The 13,766-nt window shown below is 68.4% G+C and carries 16 protein-coding genes; 9 read left to right on the top strand and 7 right to left on the bottom strand.

Annotation, left to right across the window (positions count from 1 at the left end):
• The first annotated feature begins 155 nt into the window (after positions 1-155).
• On the top strand, positions 156-803 hold the full coding sequence (locus RDCOP1_RS14020) for a response regulator transcription factor (protein ID WP_072701574.1): 648 nt from the start codon (positions 156-158) through the stop codon (positions 801-803).
• 16 nt (positions 804-819) lie between these two features.
• Here RDCOP1_RS14020 and RDCOP1_RS14015 read toward each other — a convergent pair whose 3' ends face one another.
• Genes RDCOP1_RS14015 through RDCOP1_RS14005 form a run of 3 tightly spaced genes read right to left on the bottom strand, consistent with a single transcriptional unit; the run spans position 820 to position 3,603 of the window.
• Positions 820-2,472 (bottom strand): sensor histidine kinase, encoded by a 1,653-nt coding sequence (locus RDCOP1_RS14015; RefSeq protein ID WP_072701572.1) that lies wholly within the window; start codon positions 2,470-2,472, stop codon positions 820-822.
• The gene (locus tag RDCOP1_RS14010; protein WP_174555815.1) at positions 2,469-3,137 is read right to left on the bottom strand and encodes an alpha/beta hydrolase family protein; all 669 of its coding nucleotides are present in this window, start codon (positions 3,135-3,137) and stop codon (positions 2,469-2,471) included. The genes RDCOP1_RS14015 and RDCOP1_RS14010 overlap by 4 nt, the downstream gene beginning before the upstream one ends.
• A gap of 55 nt (positions 3,138-3,192) precedes the next feature.
• Positions 3,193-3,603: a RidA family protein gene (locus RDCOP1_RS14005; protein WP_072701568.1), complete on the bottom strand. Its 411-nt coding sequence runs from the start codon at positions 3,601-3,603 to the stop codon at positions 3,193-3,195.
• Positions 3,604-3,686: 83 nt separating this feature from the next.
• On the opposite strand from RDCOP1_RS14005, the gene RDCOP1_RS14000 reads away from it, so the two are divergent.
• Positions 3,687-4,325 (top strand): TetR/AcrR family transcriptional regulator, encoded by a 639-nt coding sequence (locus tag RDCOP1_RS14000; protein WP_072701566.1) that lies wholly within the window; start codon positions 3,687-3,689, stop codon positions 4,323-4,325.
• On the opposite strand, the gene RDCOP1_RS13995 is transcribed toward RDCOP1_RS14000, so the two are convergent.
• Positions 4,318-5,184: an Fpg/Nei family DNA glycosylase gene (locus RDCOP1_RS13995; RefSeq protein ID WP_072701563.1), complete on the bottom strand. Its 867-nt coding sequence runs from the start codon at positions 5,182-5,184 to the stop codon at positions 4,318-4,320. The two genes, RDCOP1_RS14000 and RDCOP1_RS13995, sit on opposite strands and share 8 nt — an antisense overlap.
• A gap of 82 nt (positions 5,185-5,266) precedes the next feature.
• On the opposite strand from RDCOP1_RS13995, the gene RDCOP1_RS13990 reads away from it, so the two are divergent.
• From RDCOP1_RS13990 to RDCOP1_RS13980, 3 genes are read left to right on the top strand one after another with little or no spacing between them, the layout of a single operon-like run.
• The gene (locus tag RDCOP1_RS13990) at positions 5,267-6,073 is read left to right on the top strand and encodes a thymidylate synthase (RefSeq protein WP_072701561.1); all 807 of its coding nucleotides are present in this window, start codon (positions 5,267-5,269) and stop codon (positions 6,071-6,073) included.
• Positions 6,073-6,561 carry a dihydrofolate reductase gene (locus RDCOP1_RS13985; RefSeq protein ID WP_072701559.1) on the top strand — a complete coding sequence of 163 codons (489 nt, stop codon included), beginning with the start codon at positions 6,073-6,075 and terminating at the stop codon, positions 6,559-6,561. The genes RDCOP1_RS13990 and RDCOP1_RS13985 overlap by 1 nt, the downstream gene beginning before the upstream one ends.
• 34 nt (positions 6,562-6,595) lie before the next feature.
• Positions 6,596-6,922 (top strand): cupin domain-containing protein, encoded by a 327-nt coding sequence (locus RDCOP1_RS13980; RefSeq protein ID WP_072701557.1) that lies wholly within the window; start codon positions 6,596-6,598, stop codon positions 6,920-6,922.
• On the opposite strand, the gene RDCOP1_RS13975 is transcribed toward RDCOP1_RS13980, so the two are convergent.
• Positions 6,906-8,441 carry a carboxylesterase/lipase family protein gene (locus RDCOP1_RS13975; protein WP_072701555.1) on the bottom strand — a complete coding sequence of 512 codons (1,536 nt, stop codon included), beginning with the start codon at positions 8,439-8,441 and terminating at the stop codon, positions 6,906-6,908. The genes RDCOP1_RS13980 and RDCOP1_RS13975 overlap by 17 nt on opposite strands.
• A 62-nt stretch (positions 8,442-8,503) precedes the next feature.
• On the opposite strand from RDCOP1_RS13975, the gene RDCOP1_RS13970 reads away from it, so the two are divergent.
• Positions 8,504-9,064 (top strand): helix-turn-helix transcriptional regulator, encoded by a 561-nt coding sequence (locus RDCOP1_RS13970; RefSeq protein WP_307718198.1) that lies wholly within the window; start codon positions 8,504-8,506, stop codon positions 9,062-9,064.
• Here the strand turns inward: RDCOP1_RS13970 and RDCOP1_RS13965 are convergent.
• Positions 9,015-10,238, bottom strand: a complete 1,224-nt coding sequence (locus RDCOP1_RS13965; RefSeq protein ID WP_072701551.1) for a hypothetical protein — start codon at positions 10,236-10,238, stop codon at positions 9,015-9,017. The two genes, RDCOP1_RS13970 and RDCOP1_RS13965, sit on opposite strands and share 50 nt — an antisense overlap.
• 73 nt (positions 10,239-10,311) lie before the next feature.
• Between RDCOP1_RS13965 and RDCOP1_RS13960 the strand changes: the two genes are divergently transcribed.
• The 3 genes from RDCOP1_RS13960 to RDCOP1_RS13950 all read left to right on the top strand — a co-directional run bounded on the left by RDCOP1_RS13960 (position 10,312) and on the right by RDCOP1_RS13950 (position 13,381).
• Entirely contained in the window at positions 10,312-10,908 is a 597-nt protein-coding gene (locus RDCOP1_RS13960) for a TetR/AcrR family transcriptional regulator (protein WP_072701549.1), read from the top strand.
• Positions 10,905-12,527 (top strand): acyl-CoA dehydrogenase family protein, encoded by a 1,623-nt coding sequence (locus tag RDCOP1_RS13955; RefSeq protein ID WP_072701547.1) that lies wholly within the window; start codon positions 10,905-10,907, stop codon positions 12,525-12,527. Before RDCOP1_RS13960 ends, RDCOP1_RS13955 begins: the two co-directional genes overlap by 4 nt.
• A gap of 71 nt (positions 12,528-12,598) precedes the next feature.
• A complete protein-coding gene (locus RDCOP1_RS13950) occupies positions 12,599-13,381 on the top strand; it encodes an FAD:protein FMN transferase (RefSeq protein WP_072701545.1) in 783 nt (260 codons plus the stop codon).
• Positions 13,382-13,414: 33 nt separating this feature from the next.
• Here RDCOP1_RS13950 and RDCOP1_RS13945 read toward each other — a convergent pair.
• Positions 13,415-13,766 (bottom strand): phosphoglucose isomerase-related protein (locus RDCOP1_RS13945; RefSeq protein ID WP_503826033.1); only part of this gene is annotated, 352 nt, incomplete at its 5' end.

Below are 13,766 nucleotides of genomic sequence, written 5' to 3'. Positions count from 1 at the left end.
GCCGACACGCACGTCCGCATACGTAGCGTCGCTCACGAGACACCCGTCGCGCGTGGGGCGAAGGTCCCGGACCTGCTCGTCGAACGGCCCGGAGACAGGTTGCGGACGCCATGCCTGGGACAATGGGGGCGAATGCCCAAGGAAAGGTGCGTGACATGCCCCGCGTATTTCTCGTCGACGACCACGAGATCGTCAGGCGCGGTCTGGTCGATCTGCTGAGTAGCGTCGCCGACTTCACGGTCGTCGGAGAGGCGGCATCCGTCGGGGAGGCACTGGCCCGGGTGCCCGGTAGCGGCGCCGACGTCGTGGTGCTCGACGTGCGACTCCCCGACGGCAACGGAGTGGAGTTGTGCCGCGAACTGCGCAACCGGATGCCCGGCCTTCGCGCCCTGATGCTCACCTCCTACGCGGACGACGAAGCGCTGTTCGACGCGATCATGGCGGGTGCGTCCGGTTTCGTGCTCAAGCAGATCCTCGGCACCGACCTGGTTTCCGCGATCCGCACGGTGGGCGAGGGCGGGTCCCTCCTCGACAGTCGCGCGACCACCGCACTGATGGAGCGGATCAGGGCCTCGCGCAGCGCCGACCCGCTCTCGGAACTGTCGGAGCAGGAGCGCGCGGTGTTCGAACTGATCGGTGAGGGCATGACCAACCGCGAGATCGCCGAACGCCTGTTCCTCGCGGAGAAGACCGTGAAGAACTACGTCTCACGCCTGCTGTCGAAGCTGGGCATGCAGCGCCGCACCCAGGCAGCGGTGCTCGCTACCGAACTCCGCAAGGAACGCGGGCACGACAACACCTGACCGGTCACGACCGGGTTCAGAGCGGGGCGCTCCACACGAGCCGGGTGCCTCTGCTCTCGTTGGACTCGATGCGGAACGCGCCGCCGCACTGCTCGGCTCGTCGTTCCAGGTTGACGAGGCCGCTGCGCCGCACGGTGGCAGGGAGCCCGGTCCCGTCGTCGACGATCTCGATCCGGAAGTCCTCGAGCGCCGACACCGAGACGGAGATGTTCTCGGACTGCGAGTGCCGCAGCGCATTGCTCAGCCCTTCTCGCAGCACCGCCTCGGCCTGGGGGTGGATGCGGGCGGGCACGAGCGTGTCTATCGGACCGCTGAACTGGATGTTCGGCGACACGGGGGAGTGCACGCTCAGATCTCCGACCACGTCGAGCAGTCGCCGCCGCAAGCTCGTCGACGCTGCGGCGCCGGTGGTGTGGAGATCGAAGATGGTCGTGCGGATCTCGCGCACCGTCCGGTCGAGTTGTTCGACCGCGTACTGCACCACTTCCGCCATCCGGTCGCCATCCACGCCCGCCGCCATGGTGCTCTGCAGACTCATGCCGGTCGCGAACAGGCGCTGAATCACGTTGTCGTGCAGGTCCTGTGCGATACGGTCGCGGTCGGCGAGTACGTCGAGCAGTCGTTGTTTGCGTTGCTGCTCCGCGAATTCGAGTGCCACGGCCGCGAGGTTGGCCATCGATTCGAGGCGGAGGACGTCTTCGTCGCCCCACGGTTCGCTGCCCTGCGGCCGGGTCGCCACGAGCGCGCCGGTGATGGCGGAGGTGGCGGAGAGCGGGAGAACCACCGCGTGACCCGGCTCGTCCGGATTCGAGGCGAGAAGCGATGCGGTGGGGGTGTGTACCGGCTTGCGGGTTCTCAGTGCCCGCATGATCGATGATCCGGTGAGATCGACGCGTTTCGGCGAACCGCCGGGCTCGGCTGTGGCCGACGCCCGCACCGAACCCTGTACTCCGTCGGCCAGGACGACGTAGACCCCGGAGCACAACGCGAGTTCGCGGACTTGGCCGACGAGGAGGGAGAGCGTGTCGTCGACCGAACCACCCACCAGCAACCGGGCGTTGATCGACGCCATTGCGGTGAGCCACCGCTCACGGGTCAGGGATCCCTCGAACAGCCACGCATTGTCGACGGCCATACCGGCCGAGGTGGCGAGGACTTTCAGAAGGATCTCGTCTTCTTCGGTGAACTCGGGGGCGCCGAGCTTCTCGGTGAGATAGATGCTTCCGAAGACCTTGCCGCGCACCATGATCGGTGTTCCCAGGAAGCTACCCATCGGAGGATGGTTCTCAGGGAAGCCGATCGACCCGGGATGCTTGGACAGATCCGCGAGGCGCACCGGCCGGGGGTCGTTGATGAGCAGACCCAGCAGGCCGCGACCCTCGGGAAGATGGCCCATGGTTTCACGCTGCGCGGGATCGATACCGACGTAGACGAATTCCGAGAGTCCGCCGTCCGCGGCGCGCACCCCGAGGGCGCCGTACCGGGCGCCGAGCAAAGAGGTCGCGGCGGACACGATGCGCTGGAGCATCGAATCCAGCTCGAGGCCCGAACCGACGACGAGTACGGCCTCGAGCAGCCCTCTCAGCGTTGCGGGGGTGACCGTCTCGTCCAGTCGCTCACGCATCTCGGACAGCAGGGTGTCGATCACGGCGTCGGTGAGTTCGCTCATCGGGCCTCGCCGTCCGCAAGGGCTACGACCGCGCGGACGGCCTCGTCGGACGGATCCGTTTTTGCGCGGCTCAGGTCGTGCGCGGCGCCCTCGACGGCGAGGAGGCGGGTCGGCGCCGGGACGAGCGTGAGGGCGTCTCGCAGTTCGTCGAGCGTGCCGAACGGATCCCGTTCTCCGTGCACGAACACCGACGGCACGGTCAACGAGGGAAGATGCTCGGTCCGCGGCTTGTCGGGCTTGCCCGGCGGGTGCAGGGGATAGGACATCAGCAGCAGTTCGTCCGCGATCTCGGGTTGCGCGGCGGCGAGCATCGTCACCTGGCGTCCCCCGTACGACACCCCGCCGAGAACGAGTGGTCCGTCGCCGCGTTCCCGCAGCGCAGCGGCTGCGGCGGCGATGCCTGCGCGGTCTTCTTCGGCGCGTGAAGGCTGTGGCGGACCTTTGGGTCGTCGTCGCCGGAACGGCAGGTCGTACCGCAACGCGAGGAAACCGGCCGCGGCGAACCGGCTGCACATGAGCCGGAGGATCTTCGTCTCGCAGTTTCCTCCGGCGCCGTGCGTCAGGGCGACGAGTCCGCGCGGTGACCCGGCAGGAAAGTGCAGGTGACCGAACACGTGCTCGGTGTCCACGTGCTCGGTCTCGGCGTCTTCGGGTGCGGGCGTCACACGGATACGGTAGCCGCATCCTGCGAGTCCGCCCTCGGAGATGCGGCCCGGCCGGTCAGCCGACGACCGCGGTGGCTTCGACCTCCAGCAGCAGTCCCTCGCCCGCGAGAGCGGCCACGCCGATGCCGGTGAACGGCGGGAGTGGCGCGTCGATCCCGAGGCGCGCGGCTGCGCGCGCCACGCCCTCGAGGAAGGGCTCCATCTTCTCGGGCGACCAGTCGACGATGTAGACGGTCAGCTTCGCGACGTCGTCGAAGGTCGCGCCGGCCTCGGCCAGAGCGGTGGCGACGTTGAGATAGCACTGCTCGGTCTGGGCGGCGAGGTCGCCGGCGCCGACGAGAGTGCCCTGTGCGTCCACGGATACCTGGCCCGCCGTGAACACGAGCTTCGAGCCGGTTGCGACCGACACCTGCCGGTAGAGATCGACCTCGGGCAGGCCTTCGGGGTTGAGCAGGGTGACGGGCATGGTGCTCCTCTGTCCGGGGCGTCCGGGTCTGCGGCCGCCGAGAGGGTTAATATAGCAGTGCAATGTTATGTATCGTTTCGGGCATGGTCAGGCCCAGAGATCCCGCGGTGCGCGCGCTGCTTCTCGAGCGGGCAGCGCACATGCTCCGCATTCGCGAACCGATCACCCTGCGTGCACTCGTGGCGGGGACCGGGGTCTCGACGATGGCCGTGTACACCTATTTCGGCAGCATGGACGGCTTGTGGAGTGCCCTGCGCCAGGAGGGCTTCACCAGGCTGGAGACCAGCTTTTCGACCGTGGAGATCACCGACGATCCGGTGCGGGACCTGACCGCGCTCGTGGTCGCGTACCTGCGCAACGCCCTCGACCAACCGGACCTGTACCGGGTCATGTTCGACGCGAGCGTCGACCTCGAAGACCTTCCAGCTGCCGACGCCACCCTCGAACACCTGGTGGAGACGGTCCGCCGGGGCGAGGACGGCGGCCGGTTCACCGCCGGCACCGTGCCGCTGGATCTGGCGATCCAGAGTTGGGCGATCGCCCACGGACTGGTCTCGCTCGTCGCGAACGGGCCGTTGCCCGAGAACACCCTCGAACACTGTGTCCCGATGCTCACGGCGCTGTTCGTCGGAGCGGGTGACGAGCCCGACCGGTGCCGCGCGTCGGTCGCACGCGGCTGGACTCGACCCACGGTGGCTTTACGAGCATCCTCGACTACTTGAGCAACCTCGACAACCGGCGGTCGGCCAGGACCTTGCCTCCGGTCTGGCAGGTCGGGCAGTACTGGAAGGAGCGCTCCGCGTACGAGACCTCCCGGACGGTGTCTCCGCACACCGGGCACGGCTGACCGGTGCGGCCGTGCACCCGCATACCGGAGCGCTTCTCGCCCTTGAGCCGGGCCGCGTCCTGACCGACCGAGCGGGCGACGGCGTCCTCGAGCACCGACCGCATCGCGTGGTACAGCCCCGCGACCGCCGCGTCGTCGAGACGGCCCGCCGTCGCGAACGGTGACAGCCGGGCAACGTGGAGGATTTCGTCGGAGTACGCATTGCCGATGCCCGCGAGCACCGACTGGTCGGTGAGGAACGTCTTGAGCCGCGCGGTACTCCCGGCGACCAGTGCGGTGAACTCGTCGGCGGTGAGCTCGAGGGCGTCCGGTCCGAGGCGGGCGAGACCGGGAACCTTCCGGGGGTCGTCTACCACCCAGACCGCGAGCCTTTTCTTGGTGCCGGCTTCCGTGAGATCGAAGGCCGGGGTGGTCGCATCGGGTGCGAACAGGTGAACTCGCAGGGCCAGCGGCCCCTTTCCCAGTTTCGGCGGCGACTGCGACGGTTCGTCGAGCCACCGCAGCCACCCGGCGCGGGAGAGGTGAGTGACCATTTGCAGGTCCGAGCATTCGATCGCCAGGAACTTGCCGTACCGCGCGGCGCCGGTGATGTCGCGGCCCTGCAACGCGGTGATCGGCGGGTCGGCCGTCTGCAACACGCTCAGGGCGGCCACATCGATCCTGCCCACTACGGATCCGACGGCGTGCTCACGCAGGAACACGGCAAGTGCTTCCACTTCGGGCAGCTCCGGCATGGCACTCAGATTACGGGTCGAGCGCGCTCGCCGAGGCTCCGGCGAGCGAAACGGAAAACGGGCGACGCCGTAGACTGCCCACGTGACTGTGCCGACGTCGACTCCCTACGAAGACCTCTTGCGACTCGTCCTCGAGACCGGCGCCGAGAAGAACGACCGTACCGGGACGGGCACGCGGAGCCTGTTCGGTCACCAGATGCGCTTCGACCTCGCCGAGGGTTTTCCGCTGATCACCACGAAGAAGGTGCATCTCAAGTCCATCGTCTACGAGCTGCTGTGGTTCCTGCGCGGCGACTCCAACGTCGGGTGGCTACGTGACCACGGCGTGACGATCTGGGACGAGTGGGCTCAGCCGGACGGCGACCTCGGTCCCGTCTACGGGGTGCAGTGGCGTTCGTGGCCCACGCCCGACGGACGGCACATCGACCAGATCTCGCAGGTGCTCGAGACTCTTCGCAGCAACCCCGACTCGCGCAGGATGATCGTCTCGGCGTGGAACGTCGCCGACCTGGACAAGATGGCGCTGATGCCCTGCCACGCGTTCTTCCAGTTCTACGTCGCCGACGGCAAGCTCAGCTGCCAGCTGTACCAGCGCAGCGCCGACCTGTTCCTCGGAGTGCCGTTCAACATCGCCAGCTACGCGCTGCTCACCCACATGGTGGCGCAGCAGACCGGCCTCGAACCGGGCGAATTCATCTGGACCGGCGGGGACTGCCACATCTATTCCAACCACATCGAGCAGGTCACCGAGCAACTCGCCCGCGAGCCCTACCCGTACCCGACGTTGCACCTGAACAAGCGCGACTCGATCTTCGACTACACCTTCGACGACGTGAAGATCGTCGGATACCGGCATCATCCCGCGATCAAGGCGCCCGTGGCCGTCTGATGGGTGAGATCAGCCTGATCTGGGCGCAAGCACGCAACGGTGTGATCGGCAAGGACAACTCGATCCCGTGGCACATTCCCGAAGACCTGGCGTTCTTCAAGGACGCCACCATGGGCAAGCCGGTCGTGATGGGCCGGCTCACCTGGGATTCGCTGCCGCCGAAGTTCCGGCCGCTGCCGGGCCGGCGCAATGTCGTCGTCACTCGTGACCCGGAGTGGTCCGCCGAGGGCGCCCACGCGGCGTCCGGTCTCGACGAGGCATTCCGACTGGCAGGCGACGGCGATGTCGTGGTCATCGGCGGTGGCCGGATCTATGCACAAGCGCTGCCACGCGCGACCCGGCTGCTCGTCACCGAGGTGGACCTCGACGTCGACGGGGACGCGGTGGCACCCGAGATCGGACCCGAGTGGTCGGCGACCGAGACCGGCGAGTGGCAGTCGTCGGCGAAGGGCATCAGGTTTCGCTGGATCAGGTATTCGCGAACCTGAGTGTCGCGTCGGCAGGTACGCCATACTGCGCTACATGGACAAGCTCTCCCTGACCGCGCTGGCCCGGCAGCAGCTGAAACTGGCGGCGACGTCGAGCAGCGGCCGTAGCTCGCAGACGGTTCTCGGCGGGCACACCAAACATCTCCGGCAGACCATGGTCGCGCTGCTCGCCGGGCACGAACTCGCCGAGCACGACAGCCCCGGTGAAGCCACGTTGCAGGTCCTTCATGGCCAGTTGCAACTGATCGCCGGCGACGATCACTGGAAGGGTTCGGCAGGGGATCTCCTCGTGATTCCGCTGATCCGGCACAGTGTCCGAGCGATCGAGGATGTCGCCTTCCTTCTCACAGTCGTGAAGTAGCGAGCGGACCCGACCTGTACCCGCCGTAGCCTTCCCACGCGACGCGGCGGTCCCGTCGCGGATCCGGTTCCACCCGCTGCGGAACATCGAAGATCATTGTGGCGCGGGTGTTCTCGTCGTAGAGGGGCCAGGACGGGAGCGTCTCGCCGTGCCGCGCGAAGTGGGTCCACTGCCGCTGCATCGAGGCTGCGACGGTGCGCAGGCCCCGTCGTCCGCCGGTGGTGGTGAGCAACCGGCCGAGCGGTTCGTCGGCCTGATCGAAGACCGCGAGCAGGTCCACCGCGTGGGTGGCGTCGAGGCCGGTCCACCGCAGCAGGCGCGGCGCGTAATCGAACCGGTACATGTACGTGGGGGCGAAGCGGGCGTGCGCCTGCGCGATCTGCACTGCGGGGTACCAGAACGTGAAGTCGCCCCCGAGATCGATCGCGGCCTTCTCGTCCGGGTAACCGGCATAGGCCGCGGTGACGCGGTCCTTCGCGTCCGGATCGGTCGCTGCGAACAGACGGTCGATGCGTTCGGGACTGGTGGGCAGCCCATCGAGGAACTTCGGGAACAGCGCGCCTTCCCGATCGTTGGTGCCGATCACGAGGGGCACCGGATGCGCCGCGCCTGTCTCGAAGGCTTCGAGCGGGGGCAGCGGCACGAAATCGCCGTCGACCACCGGACCGAACGGGTGGAGACCGGGGGTTTCCCGAAGTGTGTGGGCACCCAGTCGCGCACCCGCGCGTCCCAGGTCGGCGGGGGAACCGCCCGTGAGTGCCTCGACGGCGGATTCGGCGTCGGCCCCGAGCAGTTCGACGAAGACCCGACTCCACTGCGCGGAGTTGTCGGCGGTGTTCACCAGGTTCGGAGCGGGGCTCTGGGCGATCGCCGCGGAGAACAGTCCGCGCGCTGCGGGTGTCGCGAGCAGCGTCGTCACCGACGTGCCGCCGGCGGATTCGCCGAAGATCGTCACGTTGTCCGGGTCGCCACCGAACGCGGCGATGTTGCGCTGCACCCATTCGAGGGCGGCGACCTGGTCGCGCAGACCGAGGTTCGAGTCGAACCGGGTGGTGCCGTCGGAGAATCCGCTGAAGTCGAGGTACCCCAGCGGGCCGAGGCGGTAGTTGACCGATACGTACACGACGTCGCCGCGCCGCACGAGCGACTCTCCGCCGTACATCGACAGGGCCGTGGTGCCGAGTGTGAAGGCACCGCCGTGAATGAACACCATCACCGGACGCGGCTTGTGCACCCGGCCGGCCGGTGCGAGCACGTTGAGGGTGAGGCAGTCCTCGTCGGGCCGTACCCGCACGCCGCGGCGTCCGGTCACCACGCCCCGCGGGTGCTGGGGCGCCGCGTTACCGAATCGGGTGGCGTCGCGTACATCCGTCCACGGTGAGACGGGCTGTGGGGCACGCAGGCGCAACGCGCCGACCGGCGGTGCCGCATACGGAATTCCGCGCCACGCGACGAGGTCGCCGGTTCGGGTACCGCGAACGGTGCCGTCCGCATATGTGACCAGGGTCTCGGACGTCATGCTTGGCACTGTACGGGACGACTCGTCGTCATCGGTGGGCTGCGCGCGCCGGGGTCCGGAGTGTGGCCGCGAGACGTCATAGGCCCACGCCCCCGAGGTCGTCGGTGTCGTGGTCCGTACGGTCCGCGGCTGCTCAGGTACGAATCCGTCGCGGAGACCGGTGGACATGCCTGTCATCGCCTCGATCTGCATGTCGGACACGCCTCGACCTGCTGTCGGTGCTCCAGCGGGGAAGGGAGTGGCCGGCGGCTGTCCTCGCGACCCGCCTCGGGGTCAGCCGACGGACGATTCGCCGCGACGTCGGCCGGCTTCGTCGGCTGGGGTACCGGGTGGACAGCCGGCCCGGTCCCGCGAGCGCGTATCGGTTGAGGCCGGGTCGGTCCGTCCCGCCGTTGCTGTTCACAACCGACGAGGTCGCGGTCCTTGTCGCGGGAGTGCGGCTGATCGCGCCGCGTCTCGCAGACGCAGCCGAGGTGGATGCAGTCCTGGCGAAACTCGAAAACGTCCCGCCACCCTCTCTGCGCCGGCGTGCCCGTTCGGCACCGACTTCGGAAGAGACACCGGCGCACCCGGTCACCAGTAGGTGGCGTGCAGCCCTCTCTCGGCGAACTCCGCGTCGATGAAACCGCGCAGCGCTTGCGTGTCGGGGAAGCGCTCCTCGTCGAGCGCGACGACCGCGAGCGTGTACCGATCGTCGCGGCTGCACAGGTAGGTCGACAGACGCGTGGACGTCGTGGCGTCCCTCGTTCCGAGGCCGGGGTGCATGGCGCGCATCGCCACTCCCGTGGTGCGGTGCGGCCCGAACGCATCGAGAACGGCGGGGACGCGTCCGATGTTGGAGCACAACATGTCTCGCTCACCGGCGCCCTGCGTCATGCGCGCCGCGACACGATCGGGAACGAGTTGCACGATCTCCGCGGGGATACCGTGCGGGGCGCCTTCGCGGGGCTGCCGGTAGGCGAGGGCGGCTTTCGCGCGGAGGGTCGCGACGGTGTCGTCGGCATCCACGGTGATGCCGGTCATCGACACCCCGTTGGAGACGGTGTTCGAGTCGCGGTCGTCGACAGGGATCGAAATTCTCAGGGGCAGGGGGATTCCCGCGCGACGCGCGATACCGGTCGCGATCGCGAGCATCAGGGAATTCGCGGTCCCGTCTCCGACACCGGCGGCGGTGTCCCACTCCTCGCTCGGCACGTCGATCAAGGCGGTGCGGGGACGCAACCCCACCGACAACGGTATCGGTGGTTTCTCACGGGTGCGGGTTCGGCGCACGCCACGCAGGCCGCGCGCGACCGTACGGGCGACGTGCAGCGCATCGCGGAGGTCGGAGGTGTGCGATTCGTCGTGCGGCTCGGTATTGCCGGCCAGGGCCTCCGCGACTGCGTCGATCAACCCCCGCGCGTCGGTCAGCACGTGGGAGCAGACGAGGGAGACGAGGGTGCCACCACCTGCGAGATGTGCTGCGACGAGAGACCACCCGGGTCCGCGTTCCGGATCGAGGTCGACCTCCGCCTGGGCATCGGCCCATTCCACGATCGCGTCGTCCGCGACCTTCTCGGCGGGGTAGCGCAACGGATACGAATGCGTGCTCGGTACGAATCGCGGTCGGGCACCCGGTATGCGGGCGCGAACCACCCGGCGGCCCAGCGGGCCTTGCGACAACGCGTCGTGGAGGGAGATGAGCAGGGGGGCGTGGACGGTGTCGTCGGTGCGCCACACCCCCTGCATCACCGACGGCAGTCCGGAACCGCGGTGTCGGTGGAGGAACATCTCGTCCACCACGCTCAATCGAGTCATGGCTATGACCGTAGCGCGACCGCAGTGCGAAACCCTGTTGACTCAAGAGTTGAACCGGAGTTCAATCCTTGGTGTGCCCTACCGGCGGACCCCGGCGGTCCAGCAACGCCTCGATGCCCAGCGCGACGCCATCGCCGCCGCGGCGGTCGCATTGGTCGCCGAACACGGATACCGGGGACTGACGATCGCGGCCGTCGCCGGTCGCGCCGGCGTCGCGACCGGCAGCGTCTACCGGCATTTTGCCGACAAGTCCGACCTGATGGTGCAGATCTTCCGGCGACTGTGTGGCAGGGAAGTCGACGCCGTCGCGTCCGCCGCAGCGACCGGATCGGCGGTCGCACGCATCACTGCGGTCGTGGAGACCTTTGCCTTCCGTGCCCTGCGCAACCCGGTGCTCGCGTACGCCCTGCTCGCCGAACCTGTCGACGCGGCTGTGGACGTCGAGCGATTGGTCATGCGCAGAGCGTTCGCCGCGGCGTTCGAGGGCGCGATCCGCCACGGCATCGGCACCGGCGAGTTTCCGGAGCAGGACCCCGATCTGGCCGCTGCTGCGCTCGTCGGTGCGGTCGGCGAGGTACTCATCGGCCCACTGCAGTCCGGCGGAGCCTCGGCCGAGACCGTGCCTGCCCTCGTAGCCCTCTCCCTACGCGCGTTAGGAGCGTTCCCATGACTTTCCCCGCGACGCACACCGTGTCGAACCAGGCCCCCGACCTCGTGCCCTACAGCGCGGCACACGACCGCGCCCTGATCGAAGGGCTGCACCGCGAAGGCGCAGGCTGGGCGGACGACGAGGTCCACGAACTCGGGGCGCTCGCCGGAGGCGCCCGAGCCCAGGAGTGGGGTCGCCTCGCCAACGAGTACCCGCCCGTCCTGCGCACCCACGACAGGTACGGCAATCGCATCGACGAGGTCGAGTTCCATCCGCACTGGCACGACCTCATGACGGTCGCGGTGGAGCACGGCCTGCACGGGGCACCGTGGCGCGATCCACGCCCCGGAGCGCACGTCGCGCGCGCCGCCAAGTTCTACGTGTGGGGCCAGGCCGACGCCGGACACATGTGCCCGATTTCGATGACCTATGCGGCGATCCCTGCGCTGCGCCACAATCCGGCACTGGCCGCGGAGTACGAACCGCTCCTCGCCGCCCCGCACTACGACTTCGGTCTGCGCACACCGGCGTCGAAACGTGGCCTCATCGCGGGAATGTCGATGACCGAGAAGCAAGGCGGGTCGGACGTCCGCGCCAACACCACCACCGCGACGCCGAACACGGACGGCACCTACACGATCGTCGGGCACAAGTGGTTCACGTCCGCGCCGATGTCGGACGTGTTCCTCACCCTCGCGAACACCGATGCCGGGCCCACCTGTTTCCTGCTGCCACGGGTGCTTCCCGACGGCAGCCGTAACCGCATCCGCATCCAGCGGCTCAAGGACAAACTGGGAAACAAATCCAACGCGTCGTCGGAGATCGAATACGAGGGCGCCGTCGGGTGGATCGTCGGGCCCGAAGGACGTGGTGTCTCCACGATCATCGACATGGTCAACATGACCCGCCTCGACTGCGTGATCGGTTCGGCAACGGGAATGCGGATGGCGACACTGCGGGCGGTGCACCACGCGCGTCACCGAAAGGCTTTCGGTGCGCTCCTCGTGGATCAACCTCTCATGCGCAACGTTCTCGCCGACCTCGTCGTCGAATCGGAGGCGTCGACCACCATGATGATGCGGCTCGCCGGCGCCACCGACCGCGCGACAGGTGACCCCCAGGAGTCGGCGCTGCGGCGGATCGCGCTGGCGGTCACGAAGTACTGGGTCTGCAAGCGGGCACCCGCCCACGCCGCCGAAGCTCTCGAATGTCTCGGCGGGAACGGTTACGCCGAGGAGTCCGGCATGCCGCGGCTCTACCGGGAGGCGCCGCTCATGTCGATCTGGGAAGGCTCCGGCAACGTCGCCGCGCTCGACGCGTTACGCGCTATGGTCAAGCAACCCGACACCGTCGATGCGTTCTTCAGCGAGGTGCGCCTCGCCGAGGGCGCAGATTCGCGTCTCGACCAGGCCGTTGCCCGCGTCGGGAAAGAACTGGCAGACCTGGAGAACATCGAATACCGCGCGCGGCGGATCGTCGAGTCGATGGCACTGGTCCTGCAGGGAGCGCAACTCGTCCGGCACGGCTCCCACGCCGTCGCCGACGCGTTCTGTGCGAGCCGGCTCGACGACGACTGGGGGATCGCCCTCGGCACATTGCCGACCGGAGTGGACACGGAAGCGATTCTGTCCCGGATCTGAGACGGATCACCTCTGCGCGCCCGAGGCATACTGGGGTCGTCGGCGAATCCCGCACCTGAAGGGAGATCGTCATGATCGGTAGCAGCCGCTGGCGGGAGTGGGGGCGCGACGTCGTGCTCGCGGTCACCGAACCGCGCGCGCTCCGCCAGGCAGAGGAGATCGTCCGCTCGGCGATCGGCATGTCCGAGGCTGCGTGCGACCTGCGACGCGGCGACGCGGAACTCCACGCCGTCAATCTCGGGCAAGGGGTGCCCGTCCGGGTGACTCCACGCTTGGCCGCGCTGCTCAGATCCGCGATGCGCGCCGCCCGGATGACGAACGGCGCGGTCACGCCCGTCGGCGATCGTGTCGACACCGAATCCATTCCGCCGGTTCATCCCGCGCCCAGCTACCTCGACGTCCGCATCGAGGACGGCACGGTTCTCGCGCCGTGGGGCGCTAGCCTCGACATCGACGAGACGGCCCGCGCCGACACCACCGACTACGGCGCTGCGCTCGCCGCAGACAGCCTCGAATGCGGGGTCTTGCTGCGGATCGGCGACACCGCGGCGACCGCCGGCACGCGTCCGGCCGGTGGCTGGCAGGTCGCCTTGCCGGGGAGCGACGACGTCGAACTCCCGGCCGGCACGGCGATCGCGTCCCGCAGTGCCGCCGACCCGGGCGAGGACAGTTGGCGTGTGGTCACGGTCGTCGCGCCCGACGCGGTGTGGGCCGACGCTGCGGCACTGACCGCACTGCACTGCGAGATAGGTGCTGTCGCATGGCTCGAGCAGTACGGACTCGCTGCCAGACTCGTCGACCGGCAGGGCCGCGTGCACACCACCGCGGCATGGCCCGACGCCTGCGCTGCTTGACGTTCTCCGCCTGGTGCGCAGGGTGATTCGGCTCTACTGCGCGTCGCGCATGCGGCGGTAGGTGCGGATCAGATTATCCGTCGACCCATCACCCGACCCCGGATCACCCACACCCCCCAACACCGGCCCCAACACCGACGCCTGCTCCTTCCCCAACTCCACACCCCACTGATCGAACGAATCGATCCCCCACACCACACCCTCGACAAACACCTGGTGCTCGTACAACGCAATCAACTGCCCCAACGACGACGGTGACAACACCGGCGCCAAAATCGTCGTCGACGGACGACCCCCCGGCATCACCTTGTGCGCCACCAACTCCTCCGCCACCCCCTCCGCCCGAATCTCCGCCGCCGACTTCCCGAACGCCAACACCTTCGCC

The sequence above is a fragment of the Rhodococcus coprophilus NBRC 100603 genome, from assembly GCF_001895045.1.
Lineage (GTDB): Bacteria > Actinomycetota > Actinomycetes > Mycobacteriales > Mycobacteriaceae > Rhodococcus > Rhodococcus coprophilus.
This window is presented reverse-complemented; position numbering and strand designations above follow the sequence as displayed.

Coding starts and splice junctions, on each gene's coding strand:
- RDCOP1_RS14015 (WP_072701572.1), bottom strand. CDS start 2,472: ATGAGCGAACTCACCGACGCCGTGATCGACACCCTGCTGTCCGAGATG.
- RDCOP1_RS14005 (WP_072701568.1), bottom strand. CDS start 3,603: ATGCCCGTCACCCTGCTCAACCCCGAAGGCCTGCCCGAGGTCGATCTC.
- RDCOP1_RS13985 (WP_072701559.1), top strand. CDS start 6,073: ATGGGTGAGATCAGCCTGATCTGGGCGCAAGCACGCAACGGTGTGATC.
- RDCOP1_RS13975 (WP_072701555.1), bottom strand. CDS start 8,441: ATGACGTCCGAGACCCTGGTCACATATGCGGACGGCACCGTTCGCGGT.
- RDCOP1_RS13980 (WP_072701557.1), top strand. CDS start 6,596: ATGGACAAGCTCTCCCTGACCGCGCTGGCCCGGCAGCAGCTGAAACTG.
- RDCOP1_RS13950 (WP_072701545.1), top strand. CDS start 12,599: ATGATCGGTAGCAGCCGCTGGCGGGAGTGGGGGCGCGACGTCGTGCTC.
- RDCOP1_RS13965 (WP_072701551.1), bottom strand. CDS start 10,238: ATGACTCGATTGAGCGTGGTGGACGAGATGTTCCTCCACCGACACCGC.
- RDCOP1_RS14000 (WP_072701566.1), top strand. CDS start 3,687: ATGGTCAGGCCCAGAGATCCCGCGGTGCGCGCGCTGCTTCTCGAGCGG.
- RDCOP1_RS14020 (WP_072701574.1), top strand. CDS start 156: ATGCCCCGCGTATTTCTCGTCGACGACCACGAGATCGTCAGGCGCGGT.
- RDCOP1_RS13955 (WP_072701547.1), top strand. CDS start 10,905: ATGACTTTCCCCGCGACGCACACCGTGTCGAACCAGGCCCCCGACCTC.
- RDCOP1_RS13995 (WP_072701563.1), bottom strand. CDS start 5,184: ATGCCGGAGCTGCCCGAAGTGGAAGCACTTGCCGTGTTCCTGCGTGAG.